A 15,179-nucleotide genomic window follows, 5' to 3' on the forward strand; every position below is an offset into this window, starting at 1 on the left:
ATTCCTTGTGGAAAACACACATAGGAAGTAAGGGTACCTCACGTGCTAGCTACGAACCAGCGCACGTCCTGTCAGTGGCCCATCAGCCAATGCTGGTGCGGGCCGGGCAACGTCCAGAGCCCGAACAGGATCACCAGCAGGCCGCCAGCGACGCGCACGCCTTTACGGCGCAGCAACGCCTGGGTGCGTTCGGCGGCAATGCCTGTGGCCAGCAACACCGGCCAGGTACCCAGGCCAAAGGCGAGCATCAGTGCCGCGCTGTCTAAGGCATTGCCCTGGCTTGCCGCCCAGAGCAGGGTGCTGTAGACCAGCCCGCAGGGTAACCAGCCCCATAACGCGCCCAGCAACAAAGCCCTTGGCAGGCTCGACACCGGTAGCAGGCGCGTGGCAATCGGCTGGATATGCCGCCAGAGGCCGCGGCCCAGGCTTTCGATCCGAGTCAGGCCACTCCACCACCCCGCCAGATACAAGCCCATGGCGATCAACAGCAAGGCGGCGGCAACCCGCATCAGCATGGCACCCGGACTGTTGGCCAGCGCCCAGCCACCGAGGCCGACTAATAACCCTGCACAGGTGTAGCTCAGGATTCTGCCCAGGTTATAGGCCAGTAGCAGGCGAAAGCGTCGGCTGCGTTGTTCCGGCGGGATGGCCAGGGTCAGGGCGCCCATCAGCCCACCGCACATGCCCAGGCAGTGGCCGCCACCGAGCAGTCCCAGAATGACTGCCGACACCAGCAGCGGCAGCAGATCAGGCACGCGGCGGCGCCTTGTCGTCAGGTGTTGGTTTTTTGGCTGAATCCACCGCTGCCGTGTGGTCAGGGTCCTGGTCGTCAAACAGGATGCTGTGAGCGGGGCCGTCGAGGTCGTCGTACTGGCCGCTGTCCACCGCCCAGAAGAAGATGTAGACGGCGATGCCGACGAGCACGAGCGCCGCCGGAATCATTACATAAAGCGCGGGCATGGTAACTCCTGGTCAGGCGGCGGCCGGCCGCGTGGCGATGGCTGAAAGGGCGGGCCCGGGCAATGGCTTGATACGCGTCAGGCGCAAGGCGTTGAGCACCACGGTCAGCGAGCTCAGAGACATACCGACCGCTGCCCAGACAGGTGTGATCCAGCCCAGCGCTGCGAACGGCAGCATGAGGCCATTGTACAGCCCGGCCCAGAGCAGGTTCTCGATAATGACCCGACGGGTACGGCGAGCCAGATGCATGGCTTGCACCAGCGCCTCAAGGCGGTTGGACAGCAATACCGCGTCGGCGCTGGTCTTGGCAAGGTCGGTGGCCGAGCCCATGGCGACGCTGATATCGGCTGCGGCCAGCACAGGAACGTCGTTGACGCCGTCCCCCAGCATCAACACTTTGCGGCCCTGTGCGTGCAGGTCCTGCAGAACCTTGAGTTTGTCATCGGGGCGCAGGCCGCCTTGGGCTTGGTCGATGCCCAGTTCCGCAGCGACGCTGGCAACCATGGGCGAACTGTCGCCCGACAATAGCAGGGTTCTCCAGCCTCGTTCCCTGCAGGCAGCCAACAGCGCCGGGGCATCGTCGCGAAGACGGTCGTCCAGTGAGAACCAGGCAAGCGCCCCTTGTGGGTCGCCGAGCAGCAACCATTGCCCGTTCGCATCCGGTGTGGGCGGAACCGGGCAGCCACTCAATGCGCAGGCAAACCGGGGCTCGCCGATGCGCAATCGATGGTCGCCGACCAGGCCTTCAAGCCCTAGCCCCGGGGTGCTGTTCACCTGTTGAGCGGCGTGGGGTGCGCGGCCGAAGGCGCGTGCAATCGGGTGCTCGGAGCGGTTTTCCAGAGCCGCGGCCAGTGCCAGGCACTGATCGGCATTCAGGCGGCCCAGTGGGCGAATGCTGCGTAGCACCAGCCTGCCTTCGGTGAGGGTACCGGTCTTGTCGAAAATCACGGTGTCGATCTGGTTCAACCCTTCAAGCACATGCCCACGGGTCAGCAGCAGCCCGAGCCGGTGCAAGCTGCCAGTGGCGGCCGTCAGTGCCGTGGGCGTTGCCAGTGACAGGGCGCAGGGGCAGGTAGCAACCAGCATCGCCAGCACGATCCAGAAGGCACGGGAGGCATCCAGTTGCCACCAGAGCAGGCCGATGGCCGCTGCTGCCACCAATGAAAACAGCAAGAACCACTGGGCGGCGCGGTCGGCAATCTCGGCCAGGCGCGGTTTTTCTGCCTGGGCGCGTTCCAGCAGGCGGACGATGGCCGACAATCGGGTGTCCTGGCCCAGCGCCATAACTTGCACCGTCAGTGCGCCTTCAACATTCAAGGTGCCTGCCGTGACGGCATCGCCCACGGTCCGTGGGTGCGGCAAGTATTCGCCGGTCAGCAAGGACTCATCAATGCTCGACTGCCCTTCGAGTATGCGTCCATCGGCCGGCATCACGGCGCCTGGATGGATCAGCACGCGATCACCGACCGACAGCTCATTGAGCAGGATGCGCTCGCTTTGCCCATCGCTGGTTAGGCGCAGACACGAGGCGGGCAGCAGATTGACCAGTTGTGCAGTGGCTGCCGCGGTCCGTTCCCGCGCCCGGCGCTCCAGATAACGGCCGCTGAGCAAGAACAGTGCAAACATCCCGACCGCGTCGAAATACAGCTCGCCACTGCCGCTGATGGCCGTCCAGATGCCGGCGACATAGGCCCCGCCAATGGCCAGCGACACCGAGACGTCCATGGTCAGATGGCGGGTGCGCAGGTCACGCATGGCGCCCTTGAAAAAGGGCTTGCAGCTGTAAAACACAATGGGCGTGGTCAAGAACAGCGCGACCCAGCGCAAGATGGTATGCATCTGCGGGCTGAGGTCGATATTGAATTCTGGCCAGGTCGCCATGGTCGCCATCATGGCCTGGAACCACAGCAAGCCCGCGACGCCGAGTTGGCGCAGGGCCGTGCGGTTTTCGCTGGCCAGTTGTTCGGCGGCGCGGTCGGCCTGGTAGGGGTGGGCGACATAGCCGATCTGGCGCAATTCGTGGAGCAAGGCGCTCAGCGGGAGTTGGCTATCGGCCCATTGCACCAGCAAACGATGGTTGGACAGGTTCAGTCGCGCTTCAGCCACCGCCGGCAAGTGTCGCAAGTGCTTTTCGATCAACCAGCCGCAGGCTGCGCAACTGATGCCTTCGATCAGCAACGTGGTCTCGGCCAGTTCGCCTTCGTGACGCACGAACGGCTGCTGTACATCGGCCCGATCATAAAGGGCGAGCTCATCGACCAACTGTATCGGCAGCGCATCAGGGTTGGCAGAGGCTTCGCTGCGGTGCTGGTAGTAGCTTTCCAGTTGGCTGGCGACGATGGCTTCGGCCACCGCCTGGCAGCCGGGGCAGCAAAATTGCCGCGGCTCACCCAGCACCATGGCGCTGAAGCGTTCGCCTGCCGGAACGGGCAGGGCGCAGTGATAACAGGGCGTTGGGTGGCTCATGGTTTTGAAGGCTGCAAGGCTGGCATCATTTGTCCAGGTGTTCGGCGCCTTGCAGCGGCTCATCGCCCAGCTTCAAGGTAACGTCATGCCCGACCTGTTCTTCTTCGAACATGCGCCAGGTCTGGCCATTCTGGGTGCCCAGCAACTCGACAAAGCGCCGGCCCTCGACCTTGTCGCCCAGTTGGCCGATATAGCGACCCGGTTCGCTGCTGCTGTGGGCCAGCACCACATTGCGATCCTTTTGCGGTTGGGTGGGCGAGATCAGGTTCAGTTGCAGGCTTTCTGGCTGGCTGTTGCCGTTGAGGTGCAGCTCGACTTCGCCGGTCAGTTCATCCAGATGAATAGTGGCCTGCAGCTTGAGGGTTTGTGCCAGCAGCTCACGGTCCAACGAGCGGTTGATGCCTTTGCCCGCCTCGTAGTAGTTGTCGTTGACCAGGTTGTCCTGATTGCGTACGGCAATGGTCACGGTGGTCAGCGTCAGCGCCACCGAGCAGCCCAGGGCGGCGATGATGAACCAGGGCCAGCGGTGTTTGTACCAGGGGCTGGAATCGTTTACGACAGGCATGGCAACTTCTCTCAACGTACTTGTGGGCCGATGAATCGGCTCTTGGCTTTGACTTCGACGTCGCTGTTGTCGACATCCTTGAGGATAAAGAACACCTCGTTGGTGCTCGACGGCAGCTTCTCGGGGGCGATCGACAGTTCGACCGGCATACTGACGATATCGCCGGCACCGACGCGAATCTCGCGCGCGCCTTGCAGTTTCAGGTCTGGCAGGCCGGTCGCTTCCACCACATAGACATGGTCGCGCTGGTCCTTGTTCATGATTTTCAGGCTGTAGACGTTCTCGATTCGGCCTTGGGCGTTTTCGCGGTAGAGCACCCGGTCCTTGCTGACGTCAAAGCCAACCAGTGAGCGCATCGCAAAGGCGGTGGCCAGCAGGCTGATCATCAGCAGCAGCACCACGGCATAGCCGATCAGGCGAGGGCGCAGTGTATGGGTTTTCTGCCCGGACAGGTTGTGTTCGGTGGTGTAGCTGATGAGCCCGCGAGGGTAGTTCATCTTGTCCATGATGCTGTCGCAGGCATCGATGCAGGCCGCGCAGCCAATGCACTCGATCTGCAGGCCGTCGCGGATGTCGATGCCGGTCGGGCAGACCTGGACGCACATGGTGCAGTCGATGCAGTCGCCCAGGCCCTGGGCCTTGTAGTCGAGGTCTTTTTTGCGTGGGCCACGGGATTCGCCACGGCGCGGATCGTAGGAAACGATCAAGGTGTCCTTGTCGAACATCACGCTCTGGAAACGCGCGTAAGGGCACATGTAGATGCACACCTGTTCACGCAGCCAGCCAGCATTGCCATAGGTGGCCAGGGTGAAGAAACCGACCCAGAAGTAGGCCCAGCCATCAGCCTGGCCTGTGAAGAAGTCCAGGGTCAGTTCGCGGATAGGGGAGAAGTAGCCGACAAAGGTCATGCCCGTCACAAAGCCGATCAACAGCCAGAGGCTGTGTTTGGCGACCTTGCGTAGCAGCTTGTTACCACTCATGGGGGCTTTGTCGAGCTTGATACGCTGGTTGCGGTCACCCTCGGTGACCTTCTCGCACCACATGAAAATCCAGGTCCAGACGCTTTGCGGGCAGGTATAGCCGCACCATACCCGTCCGGCATAGACCGTAATGAAGAACAGGCCGAAGGCGGAAATGATCAGCATCCCCGACAAGAGGATGAAATCCTGGGGCCAGAAGGTGGCGCCAAAGATGTAGAACTTGCGCTCGGGCAGGTTCCACCAGACAGCCTGATGACCGCCCCAATTCAGCCACACGGTGCCGAAATAAATCAGGAAAAGAACGGCACCCCCGGACATGCGCAGGTTGCGGAACAGGCCGGTGAAAGCGCGGGTGTAGATTTTTTCCCGAGAGGCATAGAGGTCTACGGTGTTGCTGTCTTTCTTTGCAGGCGGGGTAACGTCATGTACCGGAATCTGCTTGCTCATCAGTAAGTCCCACGGCAGTGGAAAGTATCGCTCCGGATCCATGATACGCCTGTGATCCGAGAGCGTTGACTTCAAAAGCATCGCGGGCAAGCCCAGCTCCTACAGGGGTTATGAGGCGCCTGTGGGAGCGGGCTTGCCCGCGAATAAGTGTCGCCTGATAACTTCTGCCTTACTCGGCAGCCTTCGCGCCCTGCGAGAGGCTGTAGACGTAAGCCGCCAGCAAGTGAACCTTGTCGTTACCCTGCATCGCTTCCTGGGCAGGCATCTGGCCCTGGCGGCCATAACGGATGGTCTGCTGCAGTTGAGCGAAGCTCGAACCGTAGATGAAGCCCTGCGGGTGGGTCAGGTCAGGTGCGCCCATGGCCGGGGTGCCTTTGCCTGCCGGACCGTGGCAAGCCACGCAGTTGGTGGCGAATAGCTTCTGGCCATTGGCGACATCAACCTTGGCGTTCTCCGGCAGCGTGCGGCCATCCAGGTTGCTCAGCACGTAGGCCGCGACATCGGAAACCCCTTGCTCGCCGATGACCTCGGCCCAAGCCGGCATCACCGCGTGGCGACCGCCCATAATGGAGGTCTTGATGGTTTGCGGTTCGCCGCCCCAGCGCCAATCGGCGTCGGTCAGGTTCGGGAAGCCATAGGCACCCTTGGCGTCGGAACCGTGGCACACCGAGCAGTTGGAGGCGAACAGGCGCCCCCCCATTTTCAGCGCTTTCGGATCCTTGGCGACTTCCTCGATGGGCATGGCGGCGAACTTGGCGAAGATCGGGCCAAAGCGTGCATCGGAGCGCGCCATTTCCTTTTCCCACTCATGCACGCCCGTCCAGCCGGTCTGGCCGTTGGCGAAAGCGGTCTGCTTTTCGTTGTCCAGATAGCTGTAGCCCGGGAGCAGGCCTTTCCAGTTGCCAAGGCCTGGGTACAGCACCAGGTAACCCAAGGCAAAAACGATGGTGCCTATGAACAGCATGAACCACCATTTGGGCAGGGGGTTGTCGTACTCCTCGATGCCGTCGTAGGAGTGGCCTACGGTTTCATCGGTGGCTTCAGCGCGCTGGCCCTTGCGGGTCGACAGCAGCAGCCAAGTCAGGCAGAAGATGGTCCCCAGACTCAGCACGGTGACATACAGACTCCAGAAGGTAGTCATTCGTTGTTACTCCTAGCAGCTCTCGCGTCCGATTTCGCTTGCTCGACATGCTTGATGGCCTCGGGGTCATCGGCAAACGGCAGCAAGGTTGCTTCGTCGAACTCGGACTTGCGCCGAGAGCTGAATACCCACAGTGCCAAGCCTATAAAGGCCACCATCACCACGACGGTGCCCAGGCCACGAATCATCCCGATATCCATCAAGGTCACCGTTTGCTTTTAATGATGGTGCCAAGGCCCTGGAGGTAGGCCACCACGGCGTCCATTTCTGTCTTGCCCTTGACCGCGTCTTGCGCACCGGCGATGTCTTCGTCGGTGTAAGGCACGCCCAGGGTCCGCAGGACTTCCATCTTTTTGGCGGTTTCCTTGCCGTCGAGCTTGTTCTCGACCAAAAACGGATACGCCGGCATTTTCGACTCGGGGACTACGTTGCGCGGGTTATACAGGTGCGCGCGGTGCCAGTCGTCGGAGTAACGACCACCGACTCGGGCCAGGTCCGGGCCGGTGCGCTTGGAGCCCCACAGGAACGGGTGGTCCCAGACGCTTTCGCCAGCCACCGAGTAGTGCCCGTAGCGCTCGGTTTCGGCGCGGAACGGGCGGATCATCTGCGAGTGGCAACCGACACAGCCGTTGGCGATGTACACGTCACGGCCTTCGAGCTCCAGGGCCGGACGCGGCTTCATGCCTTCGACCGGCTTGTTGGTCACGTCCTGGAAAAACAGCGGGACGATCTGGGTCAGGCCACCGACACTAACGGCAATGACCATGAAGAAGGCCATCAGGCCGATGTTCTTCTCAACTGCTTCATGCTTCATCAATGAGCTCCCACAACGATCTTGGACGCAGCTTCGGCTTCAGCAGGATCCGAGGCGCGGACAGTGCGGAACACGTTCCAGGCCATCAGCAGCATGCCGCTGGCGAAGAAGGCGCCGCCCAAGGCACGAACGATGTAGCCTGGGTGACTGGCCTGCAGGGCTTCGACGAAGGAGTAGGTCAAGGTGCCGTCGTCGTTGATGGCGCGCCACATCAGGCCCTGGGTGATGCCGTTGACCCACATCGAGGCGATGTAGAGCACGGTACCGATGGTCGCCAGCCAGAAGTGGGCGTTGATCAGGCCGATGCTGTGCATCTGCGGACGGCCGAACAGTTTGGGGATCATGTGGTAAATCGCGCCGATCGAAATCATCGCCACCCAGCCCAGGGCGCCGGCGTGTACGTGGCCGATGGTCCAGTCGGTGTAGTGCGACAGCGAGTTGACGGTCTTGATCGCCATCATCGGGCCTTCGAAGGTCGACATGCCGTAGAACGCCAGCGATACCACCAGAAAGCGCAGGATCGGGTCGGTGCGCAGCTTATGCCAGGCGCCCGAGAGGGTCATCATGCCGTTGATCATGCCGCCCCAGCTTGGCGCCAGCAGAATGATCGACATGGCCATGCCCAGCGACTGCGCCCAGTCCGGCAGGGCGGTGTAGTGCAGGTGGTGCGGGCCAGCCCAGATGTACAGGGTGATCAGTGCCCAGAAGTGCACGATCGACAGGCGATAGGAGTAGATCGGACGCTCGGCCTGCTTGGGTACGAAGTAGTACATCATCCCCAAAAAGCCCGTGGTCAGGAAGAAACCTACGGCGTTGTGGCCGTACCACCACTGGATCATGGCGTCGGTGGCCCCGGAATAGGCCGAGTACGACTTGAAGAAGCTCACCGGCAGCGACATGTGGTTGACGATGTGCAGCATCGCGGTCACGACGATGAATGCACCGTAGAACCAGTTACCGACATAAATGTGCTTGGTCTTGCGCTTGACGATGGTGCCGAAGAACACCACGCCGTAGGTCACCCAGACAATGGCCAGCAAAATGGCAATCGGCCATTCCAGCTCAGCGTATTCCTTGGTGGTGGTGTAGCCCAGCGGCAGGGTGATGATGGCGCAGACGATAACGGCCTGCCAACCCCAGAAAGTAAAGGCCGCGAGGCTGTCGGAAATCAGGCGCGTCTGGCAGGTTCGCTGCACCACGTAATAGGAGGTGGCAAACAGAGCACAACCCCCGAAGGCGAATATCACCAAGTTAGTGTGCAGCGGGCGAAGGCGTCCAAACGTCGTCCATGGCAGGTCCAAGTTAAGCTCTGGCCAAACCAGTTGGGAGGCGATGAAGACTCCGAGCCCCATTCCAAGGATCCCCCAGACCACCGTCATGATGGCGAACTGGCGGACTACCTTATAGTTGTAAGCAGTCGGATTGATTGCTGTGCTCATTCTAAGGTTCCACGGTTTAGGTGTTTTTATAAGTAAAAAATCGGTCGCAAGTATGTATAAACCGTGTGGTTATTGCAACGCGATGGAGCCGCTGCCAACCCTTGCCAAAGCCGATTCCACGGGCCTTTCAGCCGTCATGCGGCGGCGATTGTACACAATCATCGGTACAAATAGTTGACCTTTTGGTTCACAATTTTGGATCGATAGCATGTCGTATTGATCCCCCGAGGAAGCGACAACAAGAACGGTAAGGTGGTATCAACCAGCCATTACCGCCCTTACGGCGACTTGACCCTGTTGGCCCGACCCGTAATCGTGTTGATCGCACATTCGCATGAGCGCGTAGGCAAGTAGCTTAGTCGGGCATTTGCAGGGCTGCAAAACTACCTGGGAGGGGTGCGACACTAAGTCGCAACAGGGTTATAGACAGGCTATTTTGAAAGCGAGGCAAGCATGAGTAATGGTCAGGGTGGCGGTATTGACGGGGATCAATGGGCGCAGCAAGTGCGCGAGCAGGGTTGGCTGTGGAATGCGCCGCGCTGCAAAGGGGATGAGCGCCAGGCACCGTGCCTGATCCTGGCCCATGGTGCGGGGGCGCCGATGGACAGCGGGTTCATGGAGCAGATGGCGCAAAAGCTGGCGGCACGCGGGGTCGGGGTATTGCGCTTCGAGTTTCCCTACATGGCTCAGCGGCGGCTTGATGGCGGCAAGCGCCCCCCCAACCCGAAGGCCCGGTTGCTTGAAAGCTGGCGCGAGGTCTATATGGCCGTGCGGCTTCAGGTCTCAGGGCGGTTGGCCATCGGTGGCAAGTCCATGGGCGGGCGCATGGCCAGCCTGTTGGCTGATGAGTTGAAGGCCGATGCACTGGTGTGCCTGGGTTATCCGTTTTATGCCGCAGGCAAGCCGGAGAAACCACGGGTGGAACACTTGGCGGATTTGCAAACACCGACCTTGATCGTGCAGGGCGAGCGCGATGCGCTGGGTAATCGGCAGACGGTAGAAGGCTATGATTTATCGCCGGCGATCGAGCTGTGCTGGCTGGTCGCGGGGGATCATGACCTCAAGCCCTTGAAGGCTTCGGGTTTTACCCATGAGCAGCATCTGGACGCCGCGGCGGATCGCGTCGCGGCGTTCTTGACCTACGGCTAAACCCCACACCACGGTATATCAGGCAAACCGCGGTGCCTTCATCGCGGCTAAAGGCTAGGCGCCCCCGCCGCTCCTACAGAAGCCTGGGCCGCCGCCGTCAGGGTAGGAGCCAGCCTTGGCTGCGATGAACGCGCCGCGGTGTATCAGGCAAACCGCATCAGCGGTTGAAACGCTCCACCAGCGAGTACTGCCCATTGGCCGTGCGCGTCAGTTCTTCGCTCAACAATGCAGAGCGCTGGGCTTGCTCGGAGGTCTGGTCGGCCAGGTCAGCGATGGTGCTGATGTTACGGCTGATTTCTTCTGCCACTGCGGTCTGTTCTTCCGTGGCGGCTGCGATCTGGGTGGTCATGTCGGTGATGTTGGCCACCGCTTCGCTGATGCCCACCAACGCCTGGTCCGCCTCCAGCACCCGCGCCACGCCTTCCTGGGCCTGGCGATGGCCGGCATCCATGGTCTGTACCGCCGCATTGGCGGTGTGTTGCAGCTTGGCGATCAGGGTGTGGATCTGGCCCGTAGACTCGGCCGTACGCTGTGCCAACTGGCGGACTTCATCGGCGACCACCGCAAAACCGCGGCCCATTTCCCCGGCCCGTGCTGCCTCGATGGCGGCATTCAAGGCCAGCAGGTTGGTCTGGTCGGCAATGCCCTTGATGACATCGACCACGCCGCCAATTTCATCACTGTCGCGCGCCAGCTGAGTGACGGTCAGGCCGGTTTCACCCACTGAACGAGACAGGCGCTCGATGGCTTCGCGTGTTTCACCGGCAATGTCACGGCCGCGCCCGGTCAGCAGGTTGGCCTGCTGGGTGGCGTCGGCCGTGCGCTGCACATGGCTGGCCACTTCCTGGGTGGTGGCGGCCATCTGATTGACTGCCGTGGCCACTTGTTCAGTTTCGACCCGCTGGCGTTCCAGGCCCTTGGAGCTGTTATGCGCCAGGGTGTCGGACTCGCGAGCTTGCCCGTTGAGGTGCTCGGCACTGTCCTGAAGACGTGTCAGGCAGGTTTTCAGTCGCGCATCCTGGCTGAGCATGGCCAATTCCAGGCGGCCCTGGACGCCGCGGCTGTCGGTATACATCTGGGCGATCAGGGGGTCGGAGGTGGTTTGCTCGGCCAGGCGCAGCAGGCGCTTGAGGCCGCGTTGTTGCCAGCTCAAACCCAGCAGCCCCAGTGGCACCGAAAGCCCGGCGGCCAAGGCAAAGCCCCAGGAAGAGTCCAGCCAGGCGCCGATCAGGAAGCTGATCTGGCTGATCAGAATGAACGGCACCCAGTCCTGCAGCAGCGGCAGCCACTGATCACGCTTGGGGATCGCAGGCTTGCCCTGATTCAAGCGTCGGTACAGCGCCTGGGCGCGGTGGATCTGTTCGGCTGTGGGCTTGACCCGCACCGATTCGTAGCCCACCACTTGGTTGTTCTCGAACACCGGCGTCACATAAGCGTTGACCCAGTAGTGGTCACCGTTTTTGCAGCGGTTCTTGATGATGCCCATCCAGGGCTGACCTTGGCGCAGCGTGGCCCACATATGAGCGAACACAGCCGGTGGCACATCCGGGTGGCGAACCAGATTGTGGGGCGCGCGCACCATCTCATCGCGGGTAAACCCACTGATCTCGACAAAGGCATCGTTACAGTAGGTGATCATGCCCTTGGCATCGGTGGTCGAAATCAACCGCTGCTGGGCAGGGAAAGTCCGTTCTCTCTGGGTAATCGGCTGGTTGTTACGCATGGGGGCACTTCAATATCCTTGGGCTTTGAGAGGGTATCGGCCGCGATGCGGATTGATTGAGTGAAATTTTGCACGTAAAGGGGCAAGCGCTTGCCTTGGGTTTTATGCTGTTGTCGAGATCGAGCGCCGCCCACGCGGCGCATCGCCGGCTAAAGCCGGCTCCCACATTGGTTGCAACGTGCCATGGCCTGTGAGTTGGGGTTGTTAGCCTTGGTGGTTCGGCTTTAGATTTTTGTGATTTCGGGGGGGGGCGCGTGGCTGACAACTCCACTCTCACAGGCCATGGCACGTTGCAACAAATGTGGGAGCCGGCTTTAGCCGGCGATGCGCCGCGCGGGCGGCGCTCGATCTCAAGAACAAAGGAAAAACCAAGGCAGGCACCTCGTGGGGCTCATGCGATTTGTTGACAGGCACTCTGCGGTTCTCCCTGGGAATGAAGGGAGGAAGGCCGTATCAAGGCCTCCAGGCGCTTGCCTTGGGTTTTGCGCTGTTGCCCAAATCGAGCGCCGCCCGCGCGGCGCATCGCCGGCTAAAGCCGGCTCCCACATTTTTTGCAACGTGCCATGGCCTGTGGGGTTGGGGTTGTTAGCCTTGGTGGTTCGGCTTTAGATTTTTGTGATTTCGGGGGGGCGCGTGGCTGACAACTCCACTCTCACAGGCCATGGCACGTTGCAACCAATGTGGGAGCCGGCTTTAGCCGGCGATGCGCCGCGCGGGCGGCGCTCGATCTCAAGAGCAAAGGAAAAACCAAGGCGGGCACCTCGTGGGGTTCATGCGATTTGTTGACAGGCACTCTGCGGTTCACCCTGGGAATGAAGGGAGGAAGGCCGTATCAAGGCCTCCAGGCGCTTGCCTTGGGTTTTGCGCTGTTGCTTAAATCGAGCGCCGCCCGCGCGGCGCATCGCCGGCTAAAGTCGGCTCCCACATTTTTTGCAACGTGCCATGGCCTGTGGGGTAGGGGTTGTTAGCCTTGGTGGTTCGGCTTTGGATTTTTGTGGTTTCGGGTGGGGGGCGCGTGGCTGACAACTCCACTCTCACAGGCCATGGCACGTTGCAACCAATGTGGGAGCCGGCTTTAGCCGGCGATGCGCCGCGCGGGCGGCGCTCGATCTCAAGAACAAAGGAAAAGCCAAGGCGGACACCTCGCGGGGCTCATGCGATTTGTTGGCAGGCACCCTGCGGTTCTCCCTGGGAATGAAGGGAGGAAGGCCGTATCAAGGCCTCCAGGCGCTTGCCTTGGGTTTTGTGCTGTTGCCCAAATCGAGCGCCGCCCGCGCGGCGCATCGCCGGCTAAAGCCGGCTCCCACATTGGTTGCAACCCCCCGGTGTCAGGATAGTTGTCGCCTCTCCGATTTTTCCTAAAAAAGCATATCGGGGGCGGAAAGAGACTGGTCGTGCCGTATTATTCACCTGAACGCAGAGCCGCATTGCTCAAGATGCTGCTTCCCCCACTGAGCCTGTCGATGGCCGAGGTTTCTCGGCGCGAAGGGGTCAGCGAAATGTCTTTGTCCAACTGGCGCAAGCAGCTCAGTTCTGAAGGAAATGCAGTGTCCGAAAACAAGCCGTTGACCGAGAACTGGTCAGCCGAAACCAAGTTTGCTGTCGTCCTTGAAACCGCCAGCTTGTCCGAGATCGACCTGGGCGAGTATTGCCGGCGCAAAGGCCTTTACCCCGAGCAAATCAGCGCGTGGCGACAAGCCTTCATTACCGGCCAGAAGTCGGATAAAGCCCTGCAAAAAGAGGATCGAGAGCAGTCGCGCAAGGATAAGAAGCGTATCCAGGAGCTTGAGCGAGAACTGCGCCGCAAAGATAAGGCGCTCGCTGAAACAGCCGCGTTGTTGGTGCTGCGAAAAAAGCTCAACGACTACTGGGGGACCGACAACGAGGACAACTGACGTCTTTGCCGCAACGGCAGTTGTTCGTTGACTGGCTGAGTGAAGCGGTCATGGCGGGAGCCAGAAAAATCCGGGCCTGCCAGGAGGTCGGTTTATCGCCGCGAACCCTGCAACGCTGGACCGAAACTGAAGTCGTTCAGGCCGATGCTCGAACGACGGTCGTGCGGCCAACGCCCTGTAACGCACTGAGCGAGGGCGAGCGACAGGTGATTGTGACGCTGTGCAACAGCCCTGAGTACGCCCATCTACCGCCGAGTCAGATCGTGCCGCGCCTGGCCGATCAAGGGCGTTATCTGGCGTCGGAGGCGACGTTTTATCGCGTCTTGCGGGCGGCGGGTCAACAGCAACACCGAGGTCGTAGCCAACGCCCCAGGCGGCATGCCGCACCGACGACGCATGCGGCCAAAGGGCCCAATCAGGTGTGGTCGTGGGACATCACCTATTTACCGTCGCCGATACGTGGAAAGTATTACTACCTCTATTTGATCGAAGATATTTACAGCCGCAAAGCCGTGGGCTGGGAGGTCTACGACGCGGAAAGCGGCGAGAAAGCCGCTGCGCTGCTGCAACGCAGCGTGAGCGGCGAGCAGTGTTTGCGCGAGCCTCTGGTGCTGCACTCGGACAACGGAGCGCCGATGAAATCGGTGACGCTGTTGAGCAAGATGTATGACCTGGGCATCACGCCCTCGCGGGGCCGACCGCGGGTCAGCAACGACAATCCCTACTCGGAGTCGTTGTTTAGAACGCTGAAATACTGCCCGCAATGGCCGCCGGATGGCTTTGCCAGCTTGGACGCTGCACGCGCTTGGGTGAGGGATTTCATGCGCTGGTATAACCACGAGCACCGGCATAGCCGTATCCGGTTCGTCACGCCAGCCGAGCGGCATCGAGGAATGGACCATCAGGTCCTGGCCCGACGGCATGAGTTGTATGAGCGAGCCAAGGAGAAAAAGCCGGAGCGGTGGTCAGGCCGGACGCGTAACTGGCAGCCGATCGGTACCGTGTTGTTGAACCCGGATCGAGAGCAACAGGTCGAGAAAAGAGCGGCATAGTTAGACGGTTGAAGCGACAAGTACCTTGAAGTGCGACACGAAGTCGTTTGTAGAAGTTGTTCCCGCTTCAACTGAGGGAACCACCAATGTCACTTGGTGAATCTAGGAGTCTGAATAAAGAGCGACTCTGACAATGTAACGAAGCACTGCGAGGTGCGGGGTATCAATCGCGAGAGGCGTACTCTTCTGGCAGCCATACGCCGGTGTAGTGCTAGATAGTTGGTATGGTGAACACATGTGAATCTGCGCTAAAGGTCGTTAAGTTGAACAAGCGGAAATGGCTATTGCGCTTGAACCAAAACGGTAACGGAGGTGGGAAGAGCGCTTTTCAAGTGCGCCTTCGTGACCCGCACGCCTCCCGGCTCATAGCAGGCACCTAACCCGACATACTTCTGCAAGTGGAACGTGGGAACCCCGTATCGCGCCCTGCGGGGACAGTAGGCCGCAAGGTCTGCCAATGGCGGTGCGGGAACAGGATCGAGGACAAAGCGAACGCCGCCCTGTAATGGGACGGATAGGGATTGCAACATCACCCCACGCGAAAGCGG

12 protein-coding genes are annotated in these 15,179 nt (G+C 60.8%); 2 read left to right on the forward strand and 10 right to left on the reverse strand.

From position 1 onward, the window contains the following. Nucleotides 1-71: 71 nt before the first annotated feature. From AC3IX4_RS08485 to ccoN, 9 genes are all read right to left on the reverse strand, one after another. Complete coding sequence (locus tag AC3IX4_RS08485) at nucleotides 72-755, reverse strand: sulfite exporter TauE/SafE family protein (RefSeq protein ID WP_489260113.1); 684 nt, start codon at nucleotides 753-755, stop codon at nucleotides 72-74. Further along, nucleotides 748-960 carry a cbb3-type cytochrome oxidase assembly protein CcoS gene (gene ccoS, locus AC3IX4_RS08490; protein WP_489260114.1) on the reverse strand — a complete coding sequence of 71 codons (213 nt, stop codon included), beginning with the start codon at nucleotides 958-960 and terminating at the stop codon, nucleotides 748-750. The genes AC3IX4_RS08485 and ccoS overlap by 8 nt, the downstream gene beginning before the upstream one ends. Nucleotides 961-972: 12 nt before the next feature. After that, nucleotides 973-3,426, reverse strand: a complete 2,454-nt coding sequence (locus tag AC3IX4_RS08495) for a heavy metal translocating P-type ATPase (protein ID WP_489261249.1) — start codon at nucleotides 3,424-3,426, stop codon at nucleotides 973-975. Between the two features lie 25 nt (nucleotides 3,427-3,451). Beyond that, the gene (locus AC3IX4_RS08500) at nucleotides 3,452-3,991 is read right to left on the reverse strand and encodes a FixH family protein (protein WP_489260115.1); all 540 of its coding nucleotides are present in this window, start codon (nucleotides 3,989-3,991) and stop codon (nucleotides 3,452-3,454) included. 11 nt (nucleotides 3,992-4,002) lie between these two features. Next, entirely contained in the window at nucleotides 4,003-5,418 is a 1,416-nt protein-coding gene (gene ccoG / locus AC3IX4_RS08505) for a cytochrome c oxidase accessory protein CcoG (protein WP_489260116.1), read from the reverse strand. Between the two features lie 169 nt (nucleotides 5,419-5,587). Beyond that, nucleotides 5,588-6,559, reverse strand: a complete 972-nt coding sequence (ccoP, locus tag AC3IX4_RS08510) for a cytochrome-c oxidase, cbb3-type subunit III (protein WP_489260117.1) — start codon at nucleotides 6,557-6,559, stop codon at nucleotides 5,588-5,590. Next, on the reverse strand, nucleotides 6,556-6,759 hold the full coding sequence (locus tag AC3IX4_RS08515; protein ID WP_489260118.1) for a cbb3-type cytochrome oxidase subunit 3: 204 nt from the start codon (nucleotides 6,757-6,759) through the stop codon (nucleotides 6,556-6,558). Before AC3IX4_RS08515 ends, ccoP begins: the two co-directional genes overlap by 4 nt. Before the next feature lie 5 nt (nucleotides 6,760-6,764). Next, the gene (gene ccoO, locus AC3IX4_RS08520; RefSeq protein ID WP_489260119.1) at nucleotides 6,765-7,373 is read right to left on the reverse strand and encodes a cytochrome-c oxidase, cbb3-type subunit II; all 609 of its coding nucleotides are present in this window, start codon (nucleotides 7,371-7,373) and stop codon (nucleotides 6,765-6,767) included. After that, nucleotides 7,373-8,812: a cytochrome-c oxidase, cbb3-type subunit I gene (gene ccoN, locus AC3IX4_RS08525; RefSeq protein WP_489260120.1), complete on the reverse strand. Its 1,440-nt coding sequence runs from the start codon at nucleotides 8,810-8,812 to the stop codon at nucleotides 7,373-7,375. The genes ccoO and ccoN overlap by 1 nt, the downstream gene beginning before the upstream one ends. A gap of 453 nt (nucleotides 8,813-9,265) precedes the next feature. Here ccoN and AC3IX4_RS08530 point away from each other — a divergent pair, with 453 nt between their 5' ends. Next, nucleotides 9,266-9,961 carry an alpha/beta family hydrolase gene (locus AC3IX4_RS08530; RefSeq protein ID WP_489260121.1) on the forward strand — a complete coding sequence of 232 codons (696 nt, stop codon included), beginning with the start codon at nucleotides 9,266-9,268 and terminating at the stop codon, nucleotides 9,959-9,961. 157 nt (nucleotides 9,962-10,118) lie between these two features. Here AC3IX4_RS08530 and AC3IX4_RS08535 read toward each other — a convergent pair whose 3' ends face one another. Further along, nucleotides 10,119-11,684: a methyl-accepting chemotaxis protein gene (locus tag AC3IX4_RS08535; RefSeq protein ID WP_489260122.1), complete on the reverse strand. Its 1,566-nt coding sequence runs from the start codon at nucleotides 11,682-11,684 to the stop codon at nucleotides 10,119-10,121. A gap of 1,394 nt (nucleotides 11,685-13,078) precedes the next feature. Between AC3IX4_RS08535 and AC3IX4_RS08540 the strand changes: the two genes are divergently transcribed. Further along, nucleotides 13,079-14,631 (forward strand): IS3 family transposase gene (locus AC3IX4_RS08540; RefSeq protein WP_489256458.1). Its coding sequence is split into 2 segments (ribosomal slippage): nucleotides 13,079-13,541 and nucleotides 13,541-14,631, totalling 1,554 coding nucleotides; the frame shifts between segments, so codons are not numbered across the junction. The last annotated feature ends 548 nt before the right edge of the window (nucleotides 14,632-15,179 follow it).

Source organism: Pseudomonas sp. KH_021 (genome assembly GCF_057838865.1).

Excerpts from the sequence above, each read along its gene's own strand:
- ccoS (WP_489260114.1), bottom strand. The coding sequence starts at position 960 with ATGCCCGCGCTTTATGTAATGATTCCGGCGGCGCTCGTGCTCGTCGGC.
- AC3IX4_RS08495 (WP_489261249.1), bottom strand. The coding sequence starts at position 3,426 with ATGAGCCACCCAACGCCCTGTTATCACTGCGCCCTGCCCGTTCCGGCA.
- AC3IX4_RS08500 (WP_489260115.1), bottom strand. The coding sequence starts at position 3,991 with ATGCCTGTCGTAAACGATTCCAGCCCCTGGTACAAACACCGCTGGCCC.
- ccoG (WP_489260116.1), bottom strand. The coding sequence starts at position 5,418 with ATGAGCAAGCAGATTCCGGTACATGACGTTACCCCGCCTGCAAAGAAA.
- ccoP (WP_489260117.1), bottom strand. The coding sequence starts at position 6,559 with ATGACTACCTTCTGGAGTCTGTATGTCACCGTGCTGAGTCTGGGGACC.
- AC3IX4_RS08515 (WP_489260118.1), bottom strand. The coding sequence starts at position 6,759 with ATGGATATCGGGATGATTCGTGGCCTGGGCACCGTCGTGGTGATGGTG.
- ccoO (WP_489260119.1), bottom strand. The coding sequence starts at position 7,373 with ATGAAGCATGAAGCAGTTGAGAAGAACATCGGCCTGATGGCCTTCTTC.
- ccoN (WP_489260120.1), bottom strand. The coding sequence starts at position 8,812 with ATGAGCACAGCAATCAATCCGACTGCTTACAACTATAAGGTAGTCCGC.
- AC3IX4_RS08530 (WP_489260121.1), top strand. The coding sequence starts at position 9,266 with ATGAGTAATGGTCAGGGTGGCGGTATTGACGGGGATCAATGGGCGCAG.
- AC3IX4_RS08535 (WP_489260122.1), bottom strand. The coding sequence starts at position 11,684 with ATGCGTAACAACCAGCCGATTACCCAGAGAGAACGGACTTTCCCTGCC.